Origin of the sequence: Thalassospira sp. A3_1 (genome assembly GCF_017744215.1) — a bacterium.
GTDB lineage: Bacteria > Pseudomonadota > Alphaproteobacteria > Rhodospirillales > Thalassospiraceae > Thalassospira > Thalassospira lucentensis_A.
Genome location: NZ_JAGHQQ010000002.1, coordinates 1 through 24,992 on the forward strand (window position 1 = coordinate 1; position 24,992 = coordinate 24,992).

At 56.6% G+C, this 24,992-nt stretch carries 23 protein-coding genes, 1 tRNA gene and 1 rRNA gene; 11 read left to right on the forward strand and 14 right to left on the reverse strand.

What is annotated here, in order from left to right; genetic code table 11:
• The first annotated feature begins 8 nt into the window (after positions 1–8).
• Positions 9–123, forward strand: a 5S ribosomal RNA gene (gene rrf / locus J7395_RS06980).
• A 107-nt stretch (positions 124–230) separates the two neighbouring features.
• Positions 231–307: transfer RNA gene (locus J7395_RS06985), tRNA-Met, on the forward strand.
• A gap of 307 nt (positions 308–614) precedes the next feature.
• Here the strand turns inward: J7395_RS06985 and J7395_RS06990 are convergent.
• The 5 genes from J7395_RS06990 to katG all read right to left on the reverse strand — a co-directional run bounded on the left by J7395_RS06990 (position 615) and on the right by katG (position 8,370).
• Positions 615–1,760, reverse strand: a complete 1,146-nt coding sequence (locus J7395_RS06990) for an amidohydrolase family protein (RefSeq protein WP_209221032.1) — start codon at positions 1,758–1,760, stop codon at positions 615–617.
• 275 nt (positions 1,761–2,035) lie between these two features.
• Entirely contained in the window at positions 2,036–2,719 is a 684-nt protein-coding gene (locus J7395_RS06995) for an isoprenylcysteine carboxylmethyltransferase family protein (RefSeq protein WP_062959404.1), read from the reverse strand.
• Positions 2,720–3,965: 1,246 nt separating this feature from the next.
• Positions 3,966–5,207: a type II toxin-antitoxin system HipA family toxin gene (locus J7395_RS07005; RefSeq protein ID WP_209221034.1), complete on the reverse strand. Its 1,242-nt coding sequence runs from the start codon at positions 5,205–5,207 to the stop codon at positions 3,966–3,968.
• Complete coding sequence (locus tag J7395_RS07010; protein WP_209221035.1) at positions 5,197–5,793, reverse strand: helix-turn-helix transcriptional regulator; 597 nt, start codon at positions 5,791–5,793, stop codon at positions 5,197–5,199. The genes J7395_RS07005 and J7395_RS07010 overlap by 11 nt, the downstream gene beginning before the upstream one ends.
• 390 nt (positions 5,794–6,183) lie before the next feature.
• Positions 6,184–8,370 carry a catalase/peroxidase HPI gene (katG, locus tag J7395_RS07015; RefSeq protein WP_209221036.1) on the reverse strand — a complete coding sequence of 729 codons (2,187 nt, stop codon included), beginning with the start codon at positions 8,368–8,370 and terminating at the stop codon, positions 6,184–6,186.
• Positions 8,371–8,868: 498 nt separating this feature from the next.
• Here katG and J7395_RS07020 point away from each other — a divergent pair, with 498 nt between their 5' ends.
• The 3 genes from J7395_RS07020 to J7395_RS07030 all read left to right on the forward strand — a co-directional run bounded on the left by J7395_RS07020 (position 8,869) and on the right by J7395_RS07030 (position 12,191).
• Positions 8,869–9,810, forward strand: a complete 942-nt coding sequence (locus J7395_RS07020) for an alpha/beta hydrolase (protein ID WP_209221037.1) — start codon at positions 8,869–8,871, stop codon at positions 9,808–9,810.
• 270 nt (positions 9,811–10,080) lie between these two features.
• Complete coding sequence (locus J7395_RS07025; protein ID WP_209221038.1) at positions 10,081–10,494, forward strand: universal stress protein; 414 nt, start codon at positions 10,081–10,083, stop codon at positions 10,492–10,494.
• A gap of 65 nt (positions 10,495–10,559) precedes the next feature.
• Entirely contained in the window at positions 10,560–12,191 is a 1,632-nt protein-coding gene (locus tag J7395_RS07030; RefSeq protein ID WP_062959395.1) for a BCCT family transporter, read from the forward strand.
• An 89-nt stretch (positions 12,192–12,280) separates the two neighbouring features.
• Here J7395_RS07030 and J7395_RS07035 read toward each other — a convergent pair whose 3' ends face one another.
• Positions 12,281–12,745 carry an META domain-containing protein gene (locus tag J7395_RS07035; protein WP_062953153.1) on the reverse strand — a complete coding sequence of 155 codons (465 nt, stop codon included), beginning with the start codon at positions 12,743–12,745 and terminating at the stop codon, positions 12,281–12,283.
• 257 nt (positions 12,746–13,002) lie between these two features.
• Here J7395_RS07035 and J7395_RS07040 point away from each other — a divergent pair, with 257 nt between their 5' ends.
• The 6 genes from J7395_RS07040 to J7395_RS07065 all read left to right on the forward strand — a co-directional run bounded on the left by J7395_RS07040 (position 13,003) and on the right by J7395_RS07065 (position 18,480).
• Entirely contained in the window at positions 13,003–13,998 is a 996-nt protein-coding gene (locus tag J7395_RS07040; protein ID WP_209221039.1) for an Ldh family oxidoreductase, read from the forward strand.
• Positions 13,999–14,300: 302 nt separating this feature from the next.
• Positions 14,301–15,140 (forward strand): phosphonate ABC transporter ATP-binding protein, encoded by an 840-nt coding sequence (gene phnC, locus J7395_RS07045; protein WP_062953154.1) that lies wholly within the window; start codon positions 14,301–14,303, stop codon positions 15,138–15,140.
• Between the two features lie 74 nt (positions 15,141–15,214).
• Complete coding sequence (gene phnD / locus J7395_RS07050; protein ID WP_062953155.1) at positions 15,215–16,231, forward strand: phosphonate ABC transporter substrate-binding protein; 1,017 nt, start codon at positions 15,215–15,217, stop codon at positions 16,229–16,231.
• Between the two features lie 66 nt (positions 16,232–16,297).
• Positions 16,298–17,110 (forward strand): phosphonate ABC transporter, permease protein PhnE, encoded by an 813-nt coding sequence (gene phnE, locus J7395_RS07055; RefSeq protein ID WP_062953156.1) that lies wholly within the window; start codon positions 16,298–16,300, stop codon positions 17,108–17,110.
• Positions 17,111–17,113: 3 nt separating this feature from the next.
• Entirely contained in the window at positions 17,114–17,761 is a 648-nt protein-coding gene (locus J7395_RS07060) for a chloramphenicol acetyltransferase (protein ID WP_209221040.1), read from the forward strand.
• 23 nt (positions 17,762–17,784) lie between these two features.
• Positions 17,785–18,480 carry a DUF1045 domain-containing protein gene (locus tag J7395_RS07065; RefSeq protein WP_209221041.1) on the forward strand — a complete coding sequence of 232 codons (696 nt, stop codon included), beginning with the start codon at positions 17,785–17,787 and terminating at the stop codon, positions 18,478–18,480.
• Positions 18,481–18,541: 61 nt separating this feature from the next.
• Here J7395_RS07065 and phnN read toward each other — a convergent pair whose 3' ends face one another.
• Genes phnN through phnG form a run of 8 tightly spaced genes read right to left on the reverse strand, consistent with a single transcriptional unit; the run spans position 18,542 to position 24,969 of the window.
• On the reverse strand, positions 18,542–19,168 hold the full coding sequence (gene phnN / locus J7395_RS07070; protein ID WP_209221042.1) for a phosphonate metabolism protein/1,5-bisphosphokinase (PRPP-forming) PhnN: 627 nt from the start codon (positions 19,166–19,168) through the stop codon (positions 18,542–18,544).
• Entirely contained in the window at positions 19,165–20,307 is a 1,143-nt protein-coding gene (locus J7395_RS07075) for an alpha-D-ribose 1-methylphosphonate 5-triphosphate diphosphatase (RefSeq protein ID WP_209221043.1), read from the reverse strand. Before J7395_RS07075 ends, phnN begins: the two co-directional genes overlap by 4 nt.
• Complete coding sequence (gene phnL, locus J7395_RS07080; protein ID WP_114111155.1) at positions 20,300–21,004, reverse strand: phosphonate C-P lyase system protein PhnL; 705 nt, start codon at positions 21,002–21,004, stop codon at positions 20,300–20,302. Before phnL ends, J7395_RS07075 begins: the two co-directional genes overlap by 8 nt.
• A gap of 10 nt (positions 21,005–21,014) precedes the next feature.
• Positions 21,015–21,797: a phosphonate C-P lyase system protein PhnK gene (gene phnK, locus J7395_RS07085; protein WP_209221044.1), complete on the reverse strand. Its 783-nt coding sequence runs from the start codon at positions 21,795–21,797 to the stop codon at positions 21,015–21,017.
• A complete protein-coding gene (locus J7395_RS07090) occupies positions 21,797–22,726 on the reverse strand; it encodes an alpha-D-ribose 1-methylphosphonate 5-phosphate C-P-lyase PhnJ (RefSeq protein WP_007089247.1) in 930 nt (309 codons plus the stop codon). The genes phnK and J7395_RS07090 overlap by 1 nt, the downstream gene beginning before the upstream one ends.
• Before the next feature lie 5 nt (positions 22,727–22,731).
• Positions 22,732–23,874 carry a carbon-phosphorus lyase complex subunit PhnI gene (locus J7395_RS07095; RefSeq protein ID WP_209221045.1) on the reverse strand — a complete coding sequence of 381 codons (1,143 nt, stop codon included), beginning with the start codon at positions 23,872–23,874 and terminating at the stop codon, positions 22,732–22,734.
• A 1-nt stretch (position 23,875) separates the two neighbouring features.
• Entirely contained in the window at positions 23,876–24,484 is a 609-nt protein-coding gene (phnH, locus tag J7395_RS07100) for a phosphonate C-P lyase system protein PhnH (RefSeq protein ID WP_209221046.1), read from the reverse strand.
• The gene (gene phnG / locus J7395_RS07105; RefSeq protein ID WP_209221047.1) at positions 24,481–24,969 is read right to left on the reverse strand and encodes a phosphonate C-P lyase system protein PhnG; all 489 of its coding nucleotides are present in this window, start codon (positions 24,967–24,969) and stop codon (positions 24,481–24,483) included. The genes phnH and phnG overlap by 4 nt, the downstream gene beginning before the upstream one ends.
• Positions 24,970–24,992: the final 23 nt, after the last annotated feature.

A 24,992-nucleotide genomic window follows, 5' to 3' on the forward strand; every position in this document is an offset into this window, starting at 1 on the left:
TTCGACGGCCCGGTGGCCATAGCGGCCGGGAACCACCTGATCCCATCCCGAACTCAGAAGTGAAACCTGCCTGCGCCGATGGTACTTTGTCTTAAGGCACGGGAGAGTAGGTCACCGCCGGGCCTTCTAAACACAGCAAGCATATTCCCTAATCACACAAAACATCCAACGCCGCCTCACATCATGATGCGGCGTTATCTATTTAACCCACCGGTTATAATACACCCTGACGCGGGGTGGAGCAGCCCGGTAGCTCGTCAGGCTCATAACCTGAAGGTCGTAGGTTCAAATCCTGCCCCCGCAACCAACTTTAAAAAAGCCTGCCCTCGTGGCGGGCTTTTTTAATGTTCGTTTGCCAGGTGGATGTGGATTGGAAGATCGCAAACAGGCCAATGCCTGTTTGAAAGGTTATTTGCGAAGCTGGCGAAGCCCCAAGGGCGGAGACTGATCCTGCCAACGTAACCAATAAAAAGACCCTGTCACCTTCGGCGACAGGGTTTTTTCTTGCCCGCTGGAACAGTCCTGGGTTTACGCCAGCAGCCGTATTTCGCGTATTTCGTCCTGCGCAGTCTGGGCGCGTAGGCTACCCGCCCGTGGTGGCACGGGCGGATGGATCAGACCTTCATGCCGAACAGTTTTTCCGCATTTCGGAACGCAATTTTTTCCTTGGCTTCACGGGGCAGATCGACTGCGCGAAACCAGTCGGTGCCCTGCTTCATGTCTGCAAACGGATAATCGGTTCCAAACATCACGCGGTCCACGCTGATGTATCTCAGCAAAAGATGAAGCAGTTCATCCTGGAAGAATGCGCTGGTCGTGTACCAGAAATTGTCATTGAAATACTGCCCGATGGGCTTGTTGAGTGAGCGCTCGGTCGTATCGCCCAAATCTCCGACGATACGCTCGTAATAGAACGGAAGGCCTTCTCCCATGTGGCCGATGATCATCTGCAGTTTGGGGAATCTGTCGAACACCCCGGTCATGATCAGTCGAAGGCATTGCGTAAGCACTTCCTGATGCCAGCCATATCCTGAACCACTGAGAATGTAGTCCTGATATTCGTCATTATATCCCGGTTGCATGATGCGGTAATAAATGTCGAAGACTTCCTTGGGCGGGAAACCCGGATGCAGGTATATCGGCACGCCCAGTGCCTCGGCACGGGCCAGAAGGGGCTCGAAATCGGGATGGTCGAGAAACTTTTTGCCAATGAAGCCGTTGGTCATGGCACCGACAAAGCCATCCTCGCGAACGGCGCGTTCCAGTTCGTCTGCTGATGCCGCCGGGTCCTGCAGCGGCAGGGTTGCATAGGCCCGGAACCGCCCCGGATAGGTGACCATCGGGCCCGTGGCAATCATCCTGTTGAGGCGATAGGCAAAATCGATGCCTTCCTGACCCGCAAGATCCTGCACGCCCGGCGTGTGTGCAGAAAGGATCTGAACATTGATCCCCGCCTGATCCATGGCACCGATGCGGCCAGGGCCGAGTTCGGCAAGACCGGTTTCCTTAAGGTATTCCACGTGATCATCGTTAATCGCGTTGAGCGCGATCAGTTCGTCGGTGGTATAGGTCTCTTCGGTGGCGATAAAGGGCAGGTCGTGGTCTCGCAACGCGATGATCGAAGACGTCTCTGTCGCGGCCGCGCGGGTGATAATGGCGGGTGCGGCCAATCCGGTACCAACACCAAGTGCCGCCGCGCCACCCAGAAAGCTGCGGCGTCCGATTGTGAGGCTATGTTGGGGTTTTTCGGTCGGTTTCATGTCAATTTCTAATCCGCTATTGTTGTGGTGAGCAGTTCGGGTATTGCTTTCGTCATCATGGCGGCGGGAAGGGGGGCGTTCGCCCCCGCCCCAGACATCGGATCAGCGGGCAAAAGAGATGCTCCTTCGGGGGATTGGCACAGATCGCAAGGCCGCAAGGTGGATACAGGGCGGGATAAAAGACAGGACATCTATCCGCCGCTATCAACCGCCCAGCCGCCCAGTCGTTTCAGGCCAAACAGGCTAAACCGGGACACCCTGTTGAGGCTCGACAGCTAGGGCAGATAGATCAGCGGTGTCAGCCATCCCTCATCCTGCATCAGCTTGATGCCTTCAAATATCGGTCCGGCCACCAGAAACCACATCGCATCGCGTGTTGTGGATAAAAACAGTGCCGGTTTGCACAGCAGGTTTTCCTCATCCCGCCAGCGAAACCAGGTCGGGCGAAAGCGCGGGACGGTATTCTGATAGCGCCGGAATGCCTTGCCAAAACGTTCCGAGAGCAATGCCTCCTCGTGCGCGACAACATTGCGAAACACCATCCAGCACAGGCCGGCAAACAAACAGCCAAGCACGATGCTGCCGGTCTGTGCCCCGACACCGAACGCGCCGATCATGTTGAAGACATAAAGCGGATTTCGGCAGCTGGAATAAGGCCCGGTAGTGACAAGCTCTGTTTTCTTGCGCCCGCCGATATAAAGCGAGCACCAGCCACGCCCAAAGATGCAGACGCCAATCGCAAACAGCCCGGTGGCTTCGATCATGTCGTGAAGCTCGCTCTGGCGCTCCGCCATCGCCCGGCTTCCGGCCACAAGAACCAGAAGCACGACAACGCCAATGCGAAGAACACGTTTTCGTCGGCGCTGTATGGTGCGCAGAGCCGCGCCATCGGGAAGCACCCCCGGCGTCTGGTCTGATGGGTCTTTACGGGCGGAACGGAGTTCGGCCGAACGCGACATGAAATTCACTCCTGCAAGATCAAGCCACAGAAGTCATATCGTCAGGGGTCTGGTTCTGGCGTCCGATACTGCATATCCGGTCGTTCGGATGGCCCTCCCGGACATATGGCCGCCGACCATATGCCTGGGCGGGTGCCCGCGGCCCTTTCCGGCTGCATACAAATTTTCTTCAAAAAGTTCTTGATTTGTTCTTTTATTTATGGCATAAAAGAAAAGTCAACGGGAGAAAACCGCCCGGACCGAAACCCGCGAGGCCTTGAGCCTCGCGGGTTTTTGCGTTTGGGGCCGAATCAAAGAGGTGATCAGGATGCAGCGGCAAAGACACGGATATAGACACGGGCAGGGCAGCAGGGCACTCCGCAGGGTATTGATCGGCGGATGGCGGAGCCATTACGGTGGCATTCTGTCCGAGGATTAAGGGGATTAACCCGGTCATTTGTCATGACGGGAGAGGTGCGTCTTGTTGAGAAGGGATGAGTTTAAATCTGCCGGGAGCGGCAGCGATGGCAGCAGCGGGCAGCGGTGATCTGTGACCCGTCGATGGTGGAGGCCGTGCGCCCGAAGTGTGTCCGGACCTCGGCGGTTAGCGGAAAGTGCCGCCATTGCCGAAGGTGACCGGAGCGAGGGGTGAGCCCGCAGGCCGTCTGTTGGCAAGACTGGCGGAGGCTTGAGGTTTATCCGGACTTCATCGGTTGCCGGAAGTGTCGACATTGCCGGGAGTGATCGGAGTGGGCCGTAAGACCGAAGGCCGTCTGTTGGTGAAGCTGGCGGAAGCCGGAGGTTTGTTCGGGCTTCAGTGGTTGCGGGAAAGTCCGGTTTTGGGTGGGGGGCTCTGCCGTCCCATCGGTCACGCGGTCCTAACCATTGTCGCTTTGTCAGGGAAAGGCCATCGCGCTCAGGCTGAAGCCTTTGTAAGACCACAGGTGCTGTCATCGAGGAAGGTGGTTATATCCCTTCGACTGATATCACCCGAATGCTAGAACGCCTTGGAGTGGTCACGACCAGCACTGCCGAGGGATTTTACAGCACGCTATGCCATGGAAGAGCTTGTCGTCGAACTCGGCGCTGCCTTCCTGTGCGGCGATCTCGGTCTGTCATCCGAGTCCGGTATCGGTCACGCCTAGTACATCAAGAATTGGCTGGCCGTCTTGAGTTTCGACAAGACGGCGGTCGTCACGGTGGCCGCCAAAGCCAACAGCTGGCTGATATCTCTGGCATCTCGCTATCGTCATATCGCGGATGCACCTTAGGCCTCTTTGCCAGTTACGATAGGCAAAGTCATCAGGTGCTTGTCGATGGTCTGGGCAACGTCCTTGTGCATGGGGAGGTTTGCCTTCTCGGTCTCCCATCGCTCCATAAACAGCGAGACGGTTTCCTTGGCCGTGTCGATGACGAGTTTGCGGGGGAGGGTGGCTTTCGCCGACAGGTGAGCCAGTTCGTCGATTGTAAACCCTGTGAACTCCTTCGTCCGGCTGAATGTCAGCGCAGAGTTGTCGTTCGCGATGTACGGGATGGTCGACACGAAATCATACGCTGGAGACAGGCGGGCGTTTCGGCGATCAGGATAGATCAAAGACCAGTTTTTCAGGTGCATATCGCCATTGCCGATCAGGACGTTGAACGTTAGACGACGAATGAATTCGGCCACATCATCTTGATCAGATTCCGTGGCGACCACCGATATAAGTCTGCGGTAACTGGCCTTCTTGTACTTGTCCTCAGGGTAGACGTCAAAGACCTGAGCAAAATCCTCGATATGCGTCACGTTTCCATCATCATTGCGGTCAAAGCGTTCAATGACGAAGGCCTTTTGCCCGAGCTTCTCAACGCCGTCCGGCAGATTGCTGATCGAGCGGATATCGATAAGCTCGATTGCAGGCACGTCGATCCCGACCATCTTGGCAAGGCTCATCATCGAGAATTCGTTTTCCGGGACATGTGCGAACTCCCGAGAGGGGAGTTTGACGATCCGATTGCCCCCGACACCGCTTGTTGGGATGGTCAGGCCGCCGCTGGCACTTTCTACCGCTGAGAATTTGAGCTGCACGCCAGCCAAGGAAAACCGCATGGCATCCTCTGCAGCTTCTTTCGCGGCTTCGCCTTCAAGGACGTTATGTGCCTCATCTGGCCATTCTTCGTCGTCAGCCGGGGCGACGGTGATCGCACCGGGTAGGTCCTGCCCAAGCACCCACAGGAGAAAGAACTCTCGGTCAATATGTATGTCTGCCTTCTCGGCGAGATACCGGCGCAAATGACCCTCCGGCAGGAGGTTTGAGAAGTAGGGCATCAGCTTGATTTTGTATGGCCTGAAATCCGTAATCAGCTCGCCAAAACCATCCTTGAATCTTAGGCCGAGTGTCGGTCTTTCAGGGTTTTCAGCATAGGCTTCGTTGAAGGCGAAAAGCGTCTTTTCGGCTCCCACATAGGTGATCGTACCGATTTCCTCGCCATGCAGGCGCACGCTTAATACGGAGACATCAGGCATCATCGTCCTCCTCGTCTAATGAGTAGGCTGGACGATTGGCGATGCGTTGCCCGGTTGTCGGCTCGGAATGTGCAATCTGATTGCGGAGCGCCTTTATGCTTTTGGCCGCGTCCAATATTCCCTTCCACTGGCCCGTCATTTTGGCGCGTTCAATGGTTTGGCGTAGGGAGCGGAGATTGTCCAAGAATCGCGTGTCTATCGGCAGGCGCTGGATTGAAGTTATGGCTTTGCGCAGTTCATCCAGTTCCGAGAGCGTCGGCGCATCAATTTGAATTGCCCGGATGGCTTTGTGCAGTTGTTGCATTTCTTTGCCAATGGAGGGCGGTTGAACCACCGTGCGATCAGTCGTTTGGCGGATGATTGATTTGACTGCAGGCACTGCCTTGCGCGGCACCAAAGCAATCTCCAGATCAAGCGTGCTGGCGATTGCAACGAGGCTCGACAGGCGTAGATCGACGCTATTGGATTCGATCCGCGAAATCTGTGCTTGCGGGACGCCAGCCAACTGGCTCAGCTCGCGTTGGCTGAGCTGTCTGGATTCTCTGGCTTCGCGCAGTCGATTCGCGATTTCCCGGGTTTCGTATTTCATCGATGTTCATTTCTGCATCATTTTTATTATTCGATGTTTTTTAAGATATCAAATTTTTGAAGTTGATGCAATTTGATGTCGAAAAAGATATCTAATTTATTTTTTGATGCATTATTCTATATCATTTATTAGTGCTGCAACATGACACGCGGGGCGCTTGGCCTGTCGGACGGTTTGGCATCAGCTATCTGGCGTGCTGCTGCATGGTGCGGATGTCTGTCATTCACTATCGCAGTGAATTAACTGATATGGTGCCCCATAGGGGCAACTACTTTTGTGATCGTCTTCGTTATCCGCCCTTAAGAAAACACCCCCAGCCTCACGACCGGGGGTGTTTCTCGTTCAGAGCCCGAAAGCTCCAATCCAGATCATCTCAAAGGCACGCTGCCCTTACGCGGCGAGGTCGAACCGGTCTGCGTTCATCACCTTGGTCCAGGCTGCGACGAAGTCCTTGACGAACTTCTCGTGGTTGTCGTCCTGGGCGTAGACTTCGGCATAGGCGCGCAGGATGGCGTTTGAGCCGAATACGAGGTCAACGCGGGTTGCTGTCCATTTGGTCTGGCCGGTTTTGCGATCAACGATGTTGTAAAGGTTGTCGCCCGCCGGTTTCCAGCTATAGGCCATGTCGGTCAGGTTGACGAAGAAGTCGGTCGTCAGTTTGCCGACACGGTCGGTAAAGACGCCGTGTTTGGTGCCGCCATGGTTGGTGCCAAGAACGCGCATGCCACCGACCAGTGCGGTCATTTCCGGTGCGGTCAGGCCCATGAGCTGGGTACGGTCCAGCATCATTTCTTCGGGCGAGACCACATAATCGTCTTTCAGCCAGTTGCGATAGCCATCGGCCAGCGGTTCGAGCGGCTCGAAACTTGCGGCATCGGTCATTTCGGCCGTCGCATCGCCGCGGCCCGGTGCGAACGGGACGGTGATGTTGACACCGGCATCCTTCGCGGCCTTTTCAACGGCTGCCGTACCACCGAGCACGATCAGATCGGCAAGGCTGACTTTCTTGGCAAGACCCGCCTGAATGCCTTCAAGGGTTTTGAGAACCTTGGCAAGGCGTTCGGGCTCGTTCCCCGCCCAGTCCTTTTGCGGGGCCAGACGGATGCGCGCCCCATTGGCACCGCCACGCATGTCCGATCCGCGATAGGTCCGCGCACTGTCCCAAGCGGTGTTGATCAGTTCGGCACTGGTCAGGCCGCTATTGAGAAGTTTGGACTTGAGATCGGCGATTTCGGCGTCCGAGAGGGTGTAATCGACGCTTGGGATCGGGTCCTGCCAGATCAGGTCTTCCTTGGGCACGTCCGGGCCGACATAGCGGACCTTCGGGCCCATGTCGCGATGGGTCAGTTTGAACCATGCACGGGCAAAGGTTTCGGAGAAATATTCCGGGTCCTTCATGAATTTCTGGCAGATGGCGTTATAGGTCGGGTCGACCTTCATCGCCATATCGGCATCGGTCATGATCGGTTTGCAGCGGATCGAGGGGTCTTCGACATCGACCGGCATGTCTTCTTCCTTGATGTCGGTCGGTTCCCACTGCCATGCGCCAGCCGGGCTTTTCTTCAGCTCCCACTCGTGGCCGAACAGCATATCGAACCAGCCCATATCCCATTTGGTCGGGTTGGTGGTCCATGCGCCTTCGATGCCCGAAACCATGGTATCGCGGCCAATGCCACGGCCATTGGTTTTCATCCAGCCGATGCCCTGATATTCGACGTCGGCGGCTTCGGGTTCGGGGCTGAGGTCCGACGGCGAGCCATTGCCGTGCGATTTGCCGATGGTGTGGCCGCCTGCGGTCAGGGCCGCGGTTTCCTCGTCATCCATCGCCATGCGGGCGAAGGTTTCGCGGACCTGGGCGGCGGTTTTCATCGGGTCTGGCTGCCCGTTCACGCCTTCCGGGTTCACATAGATCAGGCCCATCTGCACGGCGGCCAGCGGGTTTTGCATGGTGTCGGGGCGGGTGATGTCTTCATAACGGCTGTCGCTTGGTGCCAGCCATTCCTTTTCCGCACCCCAATAGGTGTCCTTTTCCGGGTGCCAGACATCTTCGCGGCCAAAGGCGAAGCCATAGGTTTTAAGGCCGGCGACTTCATAGGCAATCGTGCCGGCCAGGATCATCAGATCGGCCCAGGAGATTTTGTTGCCATATTTGCGCTTGATCGGCCAGAGAAGACGGCGGCCCTTGTCGGTGTTGACGTTATCAGGCCAGGAGTTGAGCGGGGCGAAACGCTGGTTCCCGGTACCACCACCCCCACGGCCATCGGCCAGACGGTAGGAACCGGCGGAATGCCATGCGACACGGGCGAACATGCCAACGTAGCTTCCCCAGTCGGCGGGCCACCATTCCTGGCTTTCATTCATCAGCGCGCGGAGGTCATTTTTAAGACCTTCGACGTCGAGCTTTTTAAGCTCTTCGCGGTAGTTGAAATCCTTGCCCAGCGGGTTGGTTTTGATGTCGTGCTGATGCAGGATGTCGAAGTTAAGAGCGTTCGGCCACCAATCCATAACCGTGGTGCCCAGTGCGGTCATACCGCCATGCATGACCGGGCATTTGCCTGTTGTCTGTTTTCCGTCCATTTCTCTCTCCCGTAATGGCTGGCTGTTCTTGCTTTCCTGATCCGGTCAGGTTTTACCCAAGGCGATATCTGCGGATTGCGGCATGATGGGGCATCCCCAATTCGCGGTCTTGTATCGACTTCTGGTTTCTCTCTCCCGCCGGGTCGTGAGTCGGTCATATTGACCGCAGGAATATTTGAACATTCTGGTGAACATTTCGGCGTGATGCTTCCCTGTTCAAGGTAATGTCGAAACTTGTGATCGCAACAAGACGAGATTGTTAAATCATTGGGCGTCATGTCAGGCGATGCTGTCAAGCAGGCTAACGCGTTTTGAGTACATAGGTTAAATAGTTATTTTTGAATTTTTTGATAGATTTTACCGATTTATGATCGGACCGATCCGGGGGATCGAGGTCACAAAACCGCCATGGCGCATTTGCATGCTTTTCAAGCGCGCGTGATTGGCGTTAGGCTTGCGCGTACAAACATCAAAACATCATTGGGGAAGTTGTGCGACATGGACGGGTCCGATCAGGCGATGCCCGATATCGCCTATAGCCCGATGCCCGACGAAGCAGGCATCCGTGACTTCATAGCCACATGCGACCGGTTTTATCCGCCCGATGCGGTTGCCGCCGATATTGCGCAGCAACGCAAATGGTATGGCGCCCTTTGTGATGCCTTTGCCTATCCCTATCCGCCGGGGCTTCTGACCTGTGATGATCATATTGCCGGGGTGGCGGTCAGGATTTATCGCCCGGCCAAAATCAGAACGACGCGGAAGCTTTTATACCTGCATGGTGGCGGGTTTATCGTCGGGTCGCTGGATAGCCATGATGCGATCTGTGCCGAGATTGCCGAGGCGGCGGGCGCGGAAATGATTTCGGTCGATTACCGGTTGGCCCCCGAACATATCTGGCCGGCCGCGCATCAGGATGCGTTTGCGGTTGCGCGCGATGTGCTGTCGCACGGTGCGGAGGTCGTGCTTGTTGGCGATAGTGCCGGGGCGACATTGGCCGGCGGGCTTGCGATCCGGGCGCGCGATGAGGGGCTTGGTCCGGGTGTTGTGGGGCAGGTCCTGATTTATCCGGCCCTTGGCGGTGATCTTGGCTGGCCATCCTATGGGCAGATGGCATCCGCCCCCGGTTTAAGCACCGATGATGTGATTTATTATCGCGATGTCCTGAAGGCGCCGATGGATGATCCGGTGGCCTATCCGTTATCGGCAGAGGATCTGCGGGGATTGCCGCCGACCTATATCACCGCGGCCTACTTTGATCCGCTGCGCGATGACGGGCGGGAATATACCGCGCGCCTTGCCCGGGCGGGGATTGATGTGACATATCGCGAGGAACCGCAAATGATCCATGGCTGGCTGCGTGCGCGTCATAAGAGCGACGGGGCGGCGGACGGATTTAAATTCCTGTGTGATGCGATAAGGCGCATGGCGGCAGAATAATTCTGCGGCATAATAATGTGCCGGATATTGCCGCGAATTTTTGCACAATATGAAATGATCCGGATTTAATGGGTCCGGTAAATCGCCGGAATTATTTGGCGGTTTCTTTGGGTTGATTGTCGCGGTCTGGTATCTGTATTCATCTGTTGCGGGAAATCCGCCGGTGATGAGTGTTTTGATAATTTCCTGTTCTGGTGATAGTCTTTGTCGCCTCATCTGTTTCGAAGGTGTGTTTTGCCCGTTAGGGCACCCGTAGAACGGAGGCAGGGAATGTATCGCAAGATCATGATACCCGTGGATCTGACGCATATCGACAAGCTGGAAAAGGCGCTTTCGACGGCGGCGGATCTGGCAAAGCATTATGATGCCAAAATCTGCTTTTTCGGGGTTGGAACCAATACCCCATCCCCGATTGCGCATACGCCAGCAGAATATGATCGCAAAATGGCGGCCTTTGCCGAAGAGCAGGCCAAGAAGACCGGTATCGAATGTTCGGGCATGACCCGCATTTCACACGATCCGGCGATTGATCTGAGCGAAATCATTGTTGATGCGGCAACAGAGGCCAAGGCGGATGTGATCGTCATGGCGTCGCATGTGCCGGGTATTGCCGATCATATTTTTGCATCCCACGGCGGATATGTTGCATCGCACTGGGATCATTCCGTGTTTCTGGTGCGTTAATAGCAGGCAAACCGGACAGATGCGGCCAGGGGTGGCCGCAAAATTGCTTTTCAAGGGAGATTTTCATGGGATCGAATGCCGAGACGGGCATTGAAAGCCCGGATGGTGCGGCCAATCCGATCGATACCGAATATGAAATCGGACAGGATAACATCACCACACAGATCGGGCCGTTTGGCCTTGATATTCATAACCCGGTATTCCTGATTTCGGGGTTATCGATTGTTGCATTCGTGTTTTTCACACTGGCCTTTCAGGAAAGTGTCGGGCCGATGTTCAATGACCTTCGGGGCTGGCTGACATCGACCTTTGACTGGTTCTTCCTGTCGGTGGCGAATGTTTTCGTTTTGCTGTGTCTGTTTCTGATTGTCTCGCCGCTGGGCAAGGTCCGGCTGGGCGGGCAGGATGCGACACCGGATTATTCCTATAGCGGCTGGTTTGCCATGCTGTTTGCGGCCGGGATGGGGATCGGCCTTATGTTTTATGGCGTGTCCGAGCCGATTTCGCACTTTACCACATCGATGGGCGGTGCGACGGTCGGTGATGGCGGGGCGCGCACGGACTGGGCACCGCTTGGCGGGGCGATGGGCAATGCGGACGCGGCCTTTGACCTTGGCATGGCGGCGACGATTTTCCACTGGGGACTTCACCCGTGGGCGATCTATGCCACGGTGGCGCTGGCCCTGGCGCTGTTTTCGTTTAACAAGGGCCTGCCGCTTACCATGCGGTCGGTGTTTTATCCGATCTTTGGCGAGCGTGTCTGGGGCTGGACCGGGCATGTGATTGATATTCTGGCGGTGTTTGCCACCCTGTTCGGGCTTGCAACCTCGCTTGGCTTTGGCGCGGAGCAGGCGAATGCCGGGCTTGAATTCCTGTTTGGCATTCCGGTTACGGACGGATCGAAGGTTGTCCTGATTATCGCGATTACCGGGGTTGCGCTGATTTCGGTTCTGGCCGGGCTTGATGCCGGGGTCAAACGGCTTTCGGAAATCAATATGGTTCTGGCGGCATTGCTTTTGCTGTTTGTCGTGCTGGTCGGGCCGACCATGGATATCATCAAGGGCTTTTTCACAAGTCTTGTCGCCTATGTCGAATATCTTCCAGCACTTTCGAACCCGGTCGGGCGTGAGGATACCAATTTCAGCCAGGGCTGGACCTCGTTCTATTGGGCGTGGTGGATTTCCTGGTCACCGTTTGTCGGCATGTTCATTGCGCGCGTGTCGCGTGGCCGGACGGTGCGGGAATTCATTACCTGTGTCCTGATCATTCCGTCGCTGGTTTGCGTGCTGTGGATGACCGCATTTGGCGGCACGGCGGTGCATATGGTCAATGAAGGCGTTCAGGCGATTGCCGATGCGGCGCTTCCGATCAAGCTGTTTAGCATGCTTGAAGCCCTGCCGTTGCATGCGATCACGTCCTTTATCGGGATTGTTCTGGTGATCGTGTTCTTTGTGACCTCGTCCGATTCCGGGTCGCTGGTGATCGATACCATCACCGCGGGCGGCAAGGTTGATGCGCCGGTGCCCCAGCGGGTTTTCTGGTGCACGTTTGAGGGGCTGGTGGCGATTGCGCTGCTGCTGGGTGGGGGGCTTGGCTCCCTGCAGGCGATGGCGGTTTCAACCGGGTTCCCGTTTGCCATCGTGCTTCTTCTGGCGTGTTATTCCATCATTCAGGGATTGCGCAGCGAACCGCGATAATCCGGGCGATAATCCCGCGACAGACCAACGCAAAAGGGGCGCAGTGATCTGCGCCCCTTTTTTACGGGTTCGTGTTATCCCTGTCCTGCCTATGGCTGGATCGGTTCGAACGTCATGATGGATTTGGCGCTGCCATCCACCAGCATCAGGTCGCCGTCCTGTACTTTCCAGCCCTTTACATCTGCCATGGCGGCGATAAAGGCATCCTCGATCTCCATCGCGTCTTCCATGCACATCATTTTGGTGCTGCCGAGCGGGGAGACATCAAGGGCGGTGTCCTTGCGGGTGTAACTGCCGAAATAGCGGTTGCAGCCGGTTGATCCGGCAATTTTCCCGTCATTGGTAAAGTTGACGCTGGCCAGAATCGGGGTCATCGGGGTCAGGCTTTTGTCTTTCGCCTCAATTCGCATCAGCTGCCAGTCGCGACCGGCGATGGCCGACCAGTCGGCGGGTGATTTTTCCTCGGCCGGTTTGGTTGTGGCAGCACAACCGGCAAGCCACAGGCTGCTGGCGATGCCAAATGCCGCGAAGGTTAATGAGGTTACTTTGCGCATTCGAAATATCCTGTGTTTGGAATCTGTCTCGGTCTGACTGCCGCGTTTCGGGCAGCGTGAACCGTGGCGGGATACTCATACGACTTTGCGGCGAAATTTTAGCATATTCGAGCGCCGGTTTTATAGTGCAGTCGTAGGGGTTTTGCCGAATGGTTTTGCAGGGTTGCGGTGCACAAGACCTTTGCGTCGGGGCATTCGCGGGGCTAATGTAGCCGGGCCCGCCACCATTATCTTCCCGCCACTATCTTAAGGTCACCATGATGAAGCTTGCCCTGTCTGACGCACATGCGCTTGTGTGCAATACCCTGCTGCGCTGCAACGTTGATCCCGACAATGCCGGATCGGTTGCGACCGCCCTGGTCACGGCCGAAGCCGCAGGACAGGGCGGGCATGGTTTGCGCCGCGTTCCGGCCTATGCCGCGCAGGCGCGTGCCGGCAAGGTTGACGGGCATGCCAAGCCGGTGGCCGATCAGCCGTTTCCGGCCGTGTTGCGGATTGATGCGCAGTTCGGTTTTGCCTATCCGGCCCTTGATCTGATGATCGAACGATTGCCCGATATTGCGCGTAGCCAAGGGATTGCGGTTGCGGCAATCCATAAATCGCACCATGCCGGGGTGATGGGACTTACGGTGGAAAAGCTGGCCGAGGCGGGGCTGGCTGCGATGATGTTTGCCAATGCGCCAGCCGCAATGGCGCCGTGGGGTGGCCGCCGTCCGATGTTTGGCACCAACCCGATTGCCTTTGCCACCCCGATTGGCGATGGCGATCCGATCGTGATTGATCTGGCACTATCGAAGGTCGCGCGCGGCAAGATCATGGCGGCCAAGCAAAAGGGCGTTCCGATCCCCGATGACTGGGCATTGGATGTTGACGGCAATCCGACGACGGATGCCGTCAGGGCGCTTGAAGGCACGATGGTCCCGGCAGGCGGGGTCAAGGGGGCGGCCCTTGCCATGATGGTTGAAATGCTGGCCGCCGGGTTGACCGGCGCACAATTCGGGCATCAGTCATCGTCGCTGTTTGATGACAAGGGTGCGCCACCGGCATTGGGTCAGATGGTGATTGTGATTGATCCGGTTGCGATCGGCGGGACGGGGATCATTGATCATTTGCGTTATATTGCAGATGAAATCGCGCTTGAGGAAACCGTGCGGTTGCCGGGGCGGCGCGGGCAGAATGCGCGCCGGGATGCGGAAATTCAGGGGCTTGATATCGAAGATGATGTCGTCGCCGCGATTGAGGCGATCAAGTAAATCGATCCGCGATCAGGCGCAATACAAGGCCCCGGCAGTTTCTTTCTGTCGGGGTTTTTCGTTTTTTGGCCCGTCCATATCCATATTTGTGAACGCGGTCACAAGTAATAATTGAATTATTACATTGTTATTTATTGGTGGTTCGATTTTTTATTTGATTGATATCTTGATGTATAGACAAGTTTGATTGTTGTCGGTGAAATGAAGGCGTCGTAATCATCGAACTGTAACATCACCGTCACCATAGAGTCGCGGATTGTGCGTAGCTTCTTGACCAGCGAAACACAAGCAGGCGGACTTTAATGCTGGTCGTAGACATATCCGGACTGAACAAGAGCTTCTCGCGCGATAAGCGGGCATTGAACAATGTCAGTTTACAGGTTCGCGAGGGCGAGATGGTCGCGCTGATCGGTGCGTCCGGTTCGGGCAAATCCACCCTTATCCGTCATATTGCCGGTTTGCTGCGCGGGGATCGCGATGGCGGCAAGATCGAGGTATTCGGTGAAGTCATCCAGCAGAACGGTCGTATTGCCCGGGGTGCGCGCAAGGTGCGTGCCGATATCGGCGTTGTGTTTCAGCAATTCAATCTGGTCAGCCGCCTGACGGTTCTGACCAATGTTCTGACCGGGATGCTGGGCCGGGTGCCTGCGTGGCGCGGATCATTATGCCTGTTTACCAAGGCTGAGCGCATGCGGGCGATGACGGCGTTAAAACGCGTCGGTATCGATAGCCATGCGACAAAGAAGGCCCGCAATCTTTCGGGTGGGCAGCAGCAGCGTGCGGCGATTGCACGCACGATTACGCAGGGCGCACGCCTTATTCTGGCGGACGAGCCGATTGCATCCCTTGACCCGGCGTCATCGCGCAAGGTGATGAATACGCTGGATCGGGTGAACCGCGAAGACAATGTCACCGTGATCGTGTCGCTGCATCAGGTCGATTATGCCCGTGATTATTGCGCACGCACCATTGCGATGCGCGATGGCGCGGTCGTGTTTGACGGGCCATCCACTGAACTTACGCCGGAGTTCCTGCGCGAACTTTACGGCGAATATTCTTCCGAGCTTTTCGCGTCTGCCCCGGATGACGTTCCGGCAAAGAGCAGGGTCGCGGAGAAGGATCTGGCTTTCGTTTCAAGCTAGATCAGGACGATTTCTCTCTGCCTTACATCTCTTTTTATTTCACCTCTACCAACCAACCTGACGGGGGACTTCCCATGATCCGTAAAACAATTGCATCCGCAGCCCTTGCTGCCAGCATGCTGGCTTCGGGCTTTGCCCATGCCGATGTCGAATTCAAGCCGCTTGAAAAAGATCCGGAAACCATCGTGTTCGGCTTTATCTCGACTGAATCCAGCTCGAACCTGAAAGCCCAGTGGCAGCCGTTGATCGAGGATATGGAAGAAGCCCTTGGCAAGGATGTCGAGGCGTTCTTCGCGCCGGATTATGCCGGCATCATCGAAGGCATGCGTTTTGGCAAGGTTCACGTTGGCTGGTTCGGTAACAAGTCGGCCATGGAAGCCGTTGACCGTGCGGGCGGCGAAGTTTTCGTCCAGACGTCCAAAAGCGACGGCACGAACGGCTATTATTCCCACATCATCACCCAGGCCGATAACGACAAGCTCAACACGCTTGCCGACATGCTGAAATGTGATGGTTCGCTTAATTTCGGTATCGGTGATCCGAACTCGACCTCGGGCTTCCTGGTTCCGACCTATTACGTCTTTGCGCAGAACGGCGTTGATCCGAAAAACTGCTTCAAGACCGTTCGCAATGCCAACCACGAAACCAACCTGATGGCGACCGCCAACAATCAGGTTGATGTTGCTGCCAACAACTCCGAACAGCTTGCCCGCACCCAGATGGTCAAGCCGGAAATCACCGACAAGGTCAAGGTTATCTGGACCTCGCCGCTGATCCCGTCTGATCCGATGGTTTATCGCAAGGATATGTCGCGCGAACTGAAATCCGAGATCAAGGCGTTCTTCCTTGGTTACGGTCGTCTGGGCGATGTTGAAGAAGCCAACAAGGTTCTTGGCGGCATTCAGGATGGCATGGGCAAATTCATGGAAAGCAGCAATGCGCAGCTTTACCCGATCCGTCAGCTTGAACTGTATAAAGACAAGCTGAAAATCGAGAACACCGCCGAACTGTCTGCCGACGAGAAAGCAAAACGCGTTTCTGAAATCGACAAGCAGCTCGCAGAACTCGATATCCTGGTTTCTTACGAGTAACCGGCATCCGAACGGGGAGCCCAGTATCAGGGCTCCCCGTTTGTTTTTATTTCCCGGGAAAAGAACATGAACAGCAGCCTTTCGACATCTGCCGTAACCGCCGCAGAACTTCCGCCGCGCGATCTGAAACGTTCAGGCGCAAGTTTCCTTCTTTGGGCGTTCATTCTGGCCATTCTGGCCCTGTCCTGGGAGGGGGCCGACATGCGGCCCATGGCCCTGATTGAAAACAGTGGCAACATGGTCGATTTCGCGGACGGGTTTTTCCCGCCGGATTTCCTGATGTGGAAAACCTATGTCAGCGAAATGTGGATCACCATCCAGATTGCGATCTGGGGTACGGCGCTTGCGATTGTCTGTTCGATCCCGTTTGGCATTCTGTGTTCTGAAAACATTGTTCCGTTCTGGGTTTACCAGCCGGTACGCCGCCTGATGGATTCCTTCCGCGCGATCAATGAAATGGTTTTTGCCATGCTGTTCGTTGTTGCGGTTGGTCTTGGTCCGTTTGCCGGTGTGCTTGCGCTTTGGATTCATACCACCGGCGTTCTGGCAAAGCTGTTTTCAGAAGCCGTCGAGGCGATTGATCCCGAACCGGTCGAAGGCATCCGGGCCACCGGTGCCAACGGGTTGCAGGAGGTCATCTTTGGGGTGATCCCGCAGGTTCTTCCGCTTTGGATTTCCTATTCGCTGTACCGGTTTGAAAGCAATGTGCGGTCGGCTACCGTTCTTGGCATTGTCGGTGCGGGTGGCATTGGCATGGTTTTGTGGGAATATATCCGCGCATTTTATTACGCGGAAACCGCCGCGGTCATGATCATCATCATCCTGTCGGTCAGCCTGCTTGATGTGATTTCGCAGCGTCTGCGCAAATTGGTGACCTGATCCATGACGTTCAAGATTACGCAGGCCAAACCGGCAATGAAACAATTGTCGGAGGCCCCGACGATTGACCCGAGTGCGGTTGTTGTTGATTGCGAGTTTGGTGTCTGGACCGAAATTGGTGCGCGCACCAGCATTCGCGAAAGCGTGATGGGTGATTATTCCTATGTCGTCAATGACAGCGAGATCATCTATTCCGATATCGGCAAATTCGTAAATATCGCGGCCCATACAAGGATCAATCCGGGGCAGCATCCGATGGACCGGGCATCGATGCATCATTTCCAGTACCGGTCGAGTGCCTATGAGCTTGGCGATGATGATCCGGCGTTTTTTGACTGGCGCCGCGAAAAGCGGGTGAAGCTTGATCATGATGTCTGGATCGGGCATGGCGCGATTGTTCAGGGCGGGGTAACCATCGGGATCGGGTCGGTTGTCGGTTCGGGTGCGGTGGTGACCAAGGATGTGCCGCCCTACACCATCGTCACGGGCATTCCGGCCACCCCGCTTCGCCCGCGATTTGATGCGGAAATTATCGATGCGCTGCTTCGTATTTGCTGGTGGGACTGGGATCATGCAACATTGGCAGAACGGCTTGACGATTTTCGGCGTCTGCCGGTACGGGATTTCTGTCTGAAATACGATCTGCGATAAATCGAAAGCCAGTTCGAGGCCACATGACCGACTATCAGCGTTATGCTGTTTACTATGCACCGAAAGCCGACAGTGATCTGGCGGCTTTTGGCAATGCCTGGCTGGGGCGTGATCCGGTCACCGGGCGGGAAATCGCGTGCCCGGATGTTGCGGGACTTGATCGTGACGAGATCGCATCGATCACCGTTTCCCCGTCGCGATACGGGTTTCATGGCACCCTGAAACCGCCCTTCGCCTTAAAGGACGGGCAGACGCGCGTGCAGCTTGAACGTGCGATTGCCGACTATTGTGCGGCAGCTTCTTCGGTGACGTGTGGCCCGCTTTTGCTGAAATCGATTGGCAGTTTTATCGCCTTGATCCCGACTGCGCCGACCGATCAGCTTGGTGCGCTGGCGTCTGGTCTTGTGCAGGCGCTTGACGGTTTTCGGCAGCCCGAAGACGAGGCCGCGATGAACAAACGCCGTGCATCGGGGTTAAGTGATCGACAGGAAGAATATCTGCTCAGATGGGGATATCCCTATGTGATGGAAGAATTCCGTTTTCACCTGACGCTGACAGACAAGCTTGACCCGGACCGGATGATGCGGGTGCGTGATGCGGTGGCCCCGATTGTTGCACCCTTGTGCGAGGCACCATTTACGATCAGCGATGTCTGTCTTTTCGGTGATCCGGGTGATGGAAAGCCGTTTGATTTGTTGGGTCGCTTTGCGCTTCGATGACGGGTGATTGCGCCGTAGGAATTAAAAAAATGCTGCAGTGGTTTGCTGCAGCATTTTTTGTTCAGACTACCCGGTTTCCGGGCGCTTGGTCCGTGTGTGCCGGGCGGTGGAAAATGGCATCAATGAAGCGGCCAATACCGGTTTCAAGGTCATTGTCATTTTCAACGGCGATCACGTTGGGACCATCGACCTGATAGGCCGATGCGCGCCGCAGGCGTTGTTCGATATCGTCGGAACTTTCGCGGCCACGGGCCACAAGGCGTTGGCGAAGGGCATCTTCGTGCGCCCGGATACTGATGACCCGGACATGATCGGAACCCAGAAGATCGCGGGCATCGTCAATCACGCTGCGTGATGCGTTGACGACAACGGTTTTGCCGTTGGCGACGTCGTTCTGGACATGATTGGGAATGCCGTAACAAAGATTGTGCGCCCGCCAGCTCAGCAGGAAGGCACCCTGCTTTGCCATGGATGCGAAATCTTCGGCGCGGACCGGAATATGGATTTCGCCAACCGATCCGGCCGGGCGGGTAATGCAGCGACGGGGAAACAGGATGGTTTCATCGTCATGCAAACGCGCCCGTGCCGCATCCAATAGGGTATCCTTGCCAACCCCGCTGGGGCCGACGACAAGAATCAGTAATCCATTTTCCGAAGCGCCATGATGGATGTCATGGCGCGCGGTCATGACACGCGGCTTCCCAGACGCCACACACCGCGCACAATCGGATGATGCGGTGAATGATGCACACGGATCAGATCGCCGCGTTTGCCGACCGCAATCTCGCCCCGGTCATCAAGGCCGACCTGTTTTGCGGGGGTCAGGGTCGCGGTGCGCACCGCACGCGGAAGATCATAGGCGTCGAAATCATCAAACAGCTTCATGACACCGTGCAGCAGGCTGTGCGGGACATAGTCGCTTGAAATAATGTCGAGATAGCCATGCTTTGCCAGATCGCCCGCCGCGACATTGCCGCTGTGCGAGCCGCCGCGCACAAGGTTTGGCCCGCCCATCATCACGCCAAGACCGCCTTCGTGCGATGCCTTGGCAGCCGCCAGTGTCGTCGGGAATTCGGCCACCGTCATTTTATCGGCGACGGCTTCGGCGACATGGGCTTCGGTTGCGTCATCGTGGCTTGCAAGTGCCAGATTTTTTTGGTGGGCAAGTTCGACGACGTGACGGCGATGTTTGACGGAATAAAGTTCGGAATCACGTTTGCGGCTGGCGACGAATTTGCGCATTTCCTCGTCCGAGAGACCGTATTTGCCCTGATAATAGGTGTAATAGGCATCCAGGCTGACGAATTGGCGTTGGCCCGGCGTGTGATCCATCACCGAGAGCATCTTGACCAGAGGCAGATCAACCAGATTATCGAGTGCCTCGACCAGGCCGCCATAGGACGTTTCACAGCGCAGATGCAGTTTGTGATCTGCACGCAAAAGGTTGTTCTCGAGCGCATGCTGAAGGGCGGTCACCGATTCAACCAGTCGTTCGATCCGTTCTGATCCGTCTGAGACGTCGCCGACAGAGATGGCATCAAAGACCGTTGTGATGCCGGCACTGGCGACCTGATTGTCGTGCGCGATGACGGCGGCGGTGGCGGGCCAGCGGGTTTTGGGGCGCGGGGTCAGGTGCTTTTCGAGATTGTCGGTATGCAGTTCGACCAGTCCGGGCATCAGGTAATCGCCGCCCATGTCTTCTGCACCCGGCAGATTGGACGGGCGGTCCGAGATGTCGGTGATCAGTCCGTCCCTGATCTGAACGGCACCCTCGATGACATCATTGGCGAGGACAATTTTGGCATTGGTAAAAATCTGTTCAGTCATTGGCCCCAACTTTAAACGAAGTCACATCAAATGATCCCGTGCAGACCGCATCGCGGGTTTCGTGATCATGGAAAATACCGGCAATGGCAGCGCCGCGTGCCTTGGCTTCTTCAATCAATGCCAGAACCGTGGCACGATTTTGGGTGTCAAGCGATGCGGTCGGTTCATCAAGCAGCATGATCGGATAATCGGCGATAAAACCGCGCGCGATATTCACGCGCTGCTGTTCGCCCCCGGAAAAGGTCAGGGGTGAAAGTTGCCACAGACGTTCGGGGATGCGCAAGCGGGTCAAAAGGTCGCGGGCCTTTTCCATCGCCGTTTCACGCGCCGTGCCCAGCGCGATCAGCGGTTCGGCGACGATTTCCAGTGTCGGAACACGCGGAATGACGCGCAGGAACTGGCTGACATAGCCCATGGTGCGTTTGCGCATATCAAGGATCGCATGCGGGCTTGCGGTGGTGATATCAAGCCAGTCGCCATCGTGCAGCACGCTGATCGAGCCGCTTGAACAGGTGTAATTGGCATAAAGCATGCGCATGAAGGTACTTTTTCCCGATCCGGATTCACCGGTCAGCGCAATGCATTCACCGGCATTGAGGCGGAATTCGACCCCTTCGAATACCGGGATCGTGACGCTGCCCTGAGTATGGAGGGTAAAGCCCTTGGCGACGTTTTTGGCGTGAAGCATTTCAGACATTTCAATCGCCCTAATTTTGCAGGATGGAAGAAACAAGCAGCTGGGTATAGGCGTGCTGCGGATCGTCCAGCACCTGATCGGTCAGGCCGCTTTCGATCACTTCGCCGCGCTGCATGACCATCAGGCGATGGGATAACAGGCGGGCGACCGCCAGATCGTGGGTGACGATGATCACCGCCAGATTAAGGTCGTGAACCAGCCCGCGCAGCAGATCGAGCAGGCGGGCCTGAACCGAGACGTCCAGACCACCCGTGGGTTCGTCCATGAAAACGAGACGCGGGCTGGTTACGAGGTTACGGGCAATCTGCAGGCGTTGCTGCATGCCACCCGAAAAGGTTGAGGGCAGATCATCAAGGCGTTCGGTGGCAATTTCGACTTTGCCAAGCCAGTTTTCGGCGGCACTTCGGATATTGCCGTAATGACGATCACCGACCGCCATCAGGCGTTCGCCGATATTGGCCCCGGCACTGACATTCATGCGCAATCCATCGCGGGCATTCTGGTGGACAAACGCCCAGTCGGTGCGCATCAGCAATCGACGTTGCGCTTCGGACATCTGATAGACATCGCGGATGCCATCAATGCGGGTATGGTATTCAACCGTGCCCTTGGTCGGTTCCTGCTGGGCGGAAATGCTGCGCAGCAAAGTTGATTTTCCGGAGCCGGATTCACCAACGATGCCAAGCACTTCGCCGGGGCGGAGCTCGAAGCTGACATTGCGGCACCCGACCCGGTCGCCATACATCATGGTCAGGTCGGTAACGCGCAGAAGCGGTTCATTTGAACGGGTCATTATTCTGCGGCCTTTCCGTTGCTGTGGCTGGTGCCAAGGGGTTGATCATGATGTTGCGGGCCGCGATGGCCGGCGTCCTGCCGTTCGCTGCAATAATCGGTGTCCGAGCAGACAAACATCCGATTGCCCCTGTCATCGAGGATGACTTCGTCAAGGTAGCTGTCGGTTGCACCGCACATGCCGCATTCGTCCTTCCAGCTTTGCACCTCGAACGGGTGATCTTCGAAATCGAGGCTTTTGACCTTGGTGTAAGGTGGCAGGGCATAGATGCGCTTTTCACGGCCGGCGCCGAAAAGTTGCAGGGCGGCCATCATGTCCATTTTCGGATTGTCGAATTTCGGTGTCGGCGACGGATCCATGACATAGCGATCATCGACCATCACCGGATAGGCATAGGTGGTGGCGATATGGCCGTGACGCGAAATGTCCTCATAAAGCTTCACATGCATCAGCCCGTATTCTTCGAGCGCGTGCATCTTGCGCGTTTCGGTTTCGCGGGGTTCCAGGAAGCGAAGCGGTTCGGGGATCGGCACCTGATAGACAAGGATCTGATCTTCGCGCAGTTCCTTTTCGGGAATGCGGTGGCGGGTCTGGATGATTGATGCCTCGGCGGTTTTTTCCGTGGTCGCCACATTGGCGGTCTTGGCAAAGAACTGCCGGATCGAAACGGCGTTGGTGGTGTCGTCCGCGCCCTGATCGATGACCTTAAGCGTATCGTCCGGGCCGATGACGGCGGCCGTGACCTGCACCCCGCCGGTGCCCCAGCCATAGGGCATGGGCATTTCGCGACCGGCAAACGGCACCTGATATCCGGGGATGGCAACGGCCTTTAGCAACGCGCGCCGGATCATGCGTTTGGTTTGTTCGTCAAGATAGGCAAAATTATAGGCCGAAGATGCTTCTGGCGGATTATTTACGGTCTGTTCCATATTGGTTACTCCGCGGCTTCGGGTTGTGATCTGGCATTTTTGGCATCGGCTGCATCCGACTTTGCCAGACGTTCCAGCACTTCGGCACGCATGCGTCGGACAAGTTCAAGTTCGCCCTGGAAATCGACATAGTGGGGCAGCTTGATATGTTCGACAAAGCCGGTTGCCTGCACATTGTCGCTATGTTCCATGACGAATTCCTCGTCCTGGGCCGGGCCCATGACCTGTTCGCCCATTTCGCGCGCGCGCATCGCACGATCCACCAGTGCCATCGAAATCGACTTGCGTTCGTTCTGGCCAAAAACAAGCCCGTAGCCACGGGTGAATTGCGGCAGCTTGGTTTTGGAGCCCTTGAACTTGTTGACGGTTTCGCATTCGGTCAGCTCGATATCGCCGATATCGATGGCAAAGCCGAGTTCTTCGGGTTCGATTTCGACCGCGACGCTGCCATAGCGGATTTCACCGACAAAGGCGTGGCTGTTGGCGTAGCCGCGCTGAGTGGAATAACCAAGGGCCAGAACAAAACCCTCGTCCCCGCGGGCGAGGTTTTGCAGGCGAAGATCACGATCCGCCGGGAATTTGACGGCTTCGCGCGTCAGATCTGCGACCGGGGCGTCATCATTGGTCGGGTTCGGTTCGTCCTGTATCAGGCCCTCGTAATTCAGAAGGTCATCAAGAACGCGCGGCATGGTTTCATCCACGGGATGGTCGGCGGTGTGGGCGGTTGCCGGTTCCTCGCCATTGGCCATCAGGGTGAAATCAAGCAGGCGGTGGGTGTAATCAAATGTCGGGCCGAGAATCTGCCCGCCCGGCAAATCCTTGAAGGTTGCCGAAATGCGGCGTGCGATATCCATTTCGGCGGTTTTGACCGGCTTGGAAAAGGCAAAACGCGGCAATGTGGTGCGATAGGCCCGCATCAGGAAGATCGCCTCGATCAGGTCCCCGCGGCCCTGCTTGATGGCAAGGGCGGCCAGATCGCGGTCATAAAGCGATCCTTCGGCCATGACGCGGGTGACCGAAAGCGACAATTGCTGTTCGATCTGGCTGGTCTCGATTTCGGCAACGTCCCGGTCGCCGCGGCGTTTTTCGGCCAGAAGCCGGTGGGCGTTGTTGATGGCGCGTTCGCCACCTTTGACGGCTACATACATTTTATCTGACCTCGATCCGGGTGGTGCGCGGAAGGGCGGCGATTTTGCGATCCGCGGCAAAGATGACATCGACACCGCAGGGGAACAGATGATGGTTTTCCGCGCGCCATGCGTGGAAGGCTGCGGGCAGGCCGGGCACGGAAAGGTTCTGGCTGTCCTTGATGCCCGGGCCTTGCAGGATCATGTCGGCCTTGTCCGATATGTCTTCGACCATCAGGATCAGGGTTGCCGACTGATCAGGATATTCGGCATTGCCGATGGGCAGCTCCTTGATGAAGGCGAGATCGCCATCAAGGCGGGCAACGGCAAAATCGGCGGTGCATGCGTTGCTGCTGATCGGGCTGCCGCAATGGAATTTCAGATGGGCGTTTGCCGCGTCCGATGCGCAATCAGGTGACAGCCAGATTGTCGTATCCATATCGGCCATGGCCAGCAGGAACGCGGTTGCGGACTTGTTCAGGCCGGCCGGTGCGGGGACATCAAGCGGCAGATCGTAAATGCGGCCGGGATGGGCCATGGCATCCAGAAGGGTGCGGAAAACGGCATTGGAATCAAAGGCAGCATTTTCAAAACCGCGCAGCAGGTCGGCTGTCCGGGGTTGCGGGATCATTCGTCTTCTCCTCGGACCAGGGTAAAGAAATCGACCTTGGTGGCGGCGACCTTGCGGGCGTTTTCGCGTTTTGCCTCGGCCTGCTGGTGGGCCAGCATGTCGATGAAATCGGATGCGGTGTCGTCGCGCTGCATGATGGCATCAAACAGGGCGGCATATTGCGCCTGTATGCGGTCGCGACCCTTGACATAGGCATGACCGACCGTGCCATCGGACAGGGTGATCGCGCAGCGTGTGACCGTCATTTCGCCAAGGTTGAAGCGCTGCCCGGCCCCACCGGCACGGCCACGCACCATGACCATGCCGATTTGCGGTTCGCGCAGGTGGCTCCATTGCTCATCGGCAAAATGGTCGTGCCATTCCTGTTCTAGAATTGCGCGGTCTGTGCGTGCCAGTACCGCCATCCAGCGCTGGCGGGCCTGTGTGGCGGGATCGATGATTGATCCCTGGTCTGATCCGGATTGCGGGGCGGGTTGCGCCGTCATCTGTATGATCCTTCTATGCGGGT